This is a genomic window from Oleiphilus sp. HI0117, from assembly GCF_001635235.1.
In genome coordinates this window covers 1-1,321 of the sequence record NZ_LWGA01000053.1, presented here as the reverse complement: position 1 = coordinate 1,321, position 1,321 = coordinate 1, and the positions used below count along the sequence as shown (strand labels likewise).

At 40.6% G+C, this 1,321-nt stretch carries 2 protein-coding genes and 1 pseudogene; all 3 read right to left on the bottom strand.

The genetic code is table 11. The features are described from left to right. Window positions 1-514, bottom strand: a 514-nt coding sequence (locus tag A3757_RS00905; protein ID WP_156506072.1) for a hypothetical protein, incomplete at its 3' end; no start/stop codon positions are given. A 30-nt stretch (window positions 515-544) separates the two neighbouring features. Next, window positions 545-973, bottom strand: a complete 429-nt coding sequence (locus A3757_RS00900) for a hypothetical protein (RefSeq protein ID WP_068508133.1) — start codon at window positions 971-973, stop codon at window positions 545-547. A 48-nt stretch (window positions 974-1,021) separates the two neighbouring features. Continuing rightward, a pseudogene (locus A3757_RS26035) lies at window positions 1,022-1,321 on the bottom strand (hypothetical protein); the annotation flags it as partial.

Genomic DNA, 1,321 nt, shown 5'->3' with positions numbered 1-1,321 from the left:
GCTGTTTAGATTTACCTGGCCTCGAGTAGTATCCACACCTAACGGCTGAACGTAATCGTCCATTCAGTTCAGAACCTCGCCGAGAAACAATCTTAAAATTTCTAGGTTGATATTCGAACTCTAGCGGCTCTGAAGAAGGCCATGAAGAGACAAATAGAGTGTCATTGGAAAAGCAATATCGACGGAGCTTCCTCTTTTGACTTTGGGTATCTACCAATTTCGTATAAGAGCCATCCGTAACATTCACAAGGTATAAAGCTTTTTCGTTTTCAATCTCTGCCATGGTGACTATTTCATTGTCACTTACCCAGTAGATGCCTCCGTGTCCTGACCGTGCACTCCATCCGAATTGATCAACCTTGATATCCTCAAACTCAGTAAAGAAGCTGTCATCAGGTAAATACTGAACATCTGTGCTGTAATAGCGAGACAACTCCAAAGTTCCATAAATACCAATTGGTGCGATTGATAAGATCGTTATTTTCTTAAGCCATTTAAGTAATACTCTTAACATTTACCAGACCTCCTACCCAAGCCGACAGAACTAGCCTCCAACAAAAGCACTAAGCCCAACCCAAATCCCAACAAAAAATAAAATCATAAGAGATAAAACCAGAAGAATGGTGTACACAATTGATGCCTTAAAAGCCTTCCAATAGCTTTCCCTAAAAATCCATTTAGCAAGCAACACCTCTGTCGCAAAGCCAATCAGTGCACTCAAATTTGAATAGTTTTCCACGTAGAGGCCTATAGGCTGCTCCATGCCGTAAATGACTTGGGTCGTTGCAACATAAAGCACCTGGAAAACCACTCCAAGCAGAATCAAGAGCACCCAGAAGTAGGCATACTCTTTGAATATGGCGTTTTCAAAAACGATTACCTTCTTGGTCACCCAAGCATAAAGAACGGGCGCTAATATAATTGCTAGCAAACCAACGACAAGATAGGTGAGAAATGCGACTAATATACCCATATTTTCTTCCTTAAAATTTTCAATTCATTCCGTTATCGGTCGTTAATACTAAGCCACCGCAGCGACTAAGCGTTCAAGCTCTTTGATTCGACTCGCCTTTTGCTTAACGAGTATTTCTTCGTGAATCTTTAATACAATACTTTTTAAGAGTTCCGTTGTGGTTTCTATCTGAGCCCTAGCTTTAAGCACCTCTATCTCTTCAGCCACGTAACGCCCTTTTAGTGATATTCTTTTATTCGCTCGACCTTTTGCCAAATCACTCTTAAGCAAAGGTAGTAAATCCTTGGGCGCAATCGAGTTCTCATAAAAAGCATGAATGTAGTATTTAATCAGGCTAGGAATAAAATC

Coding starts and splice junctions, on each gene's coding strand:
- A3757_RS00900 (WP_068508133.1), bottom strand. CDS start 973: ATGGGTATATTAGTCGCATTTCTCACCTATCTTGTCGTTGGTTTGCTA.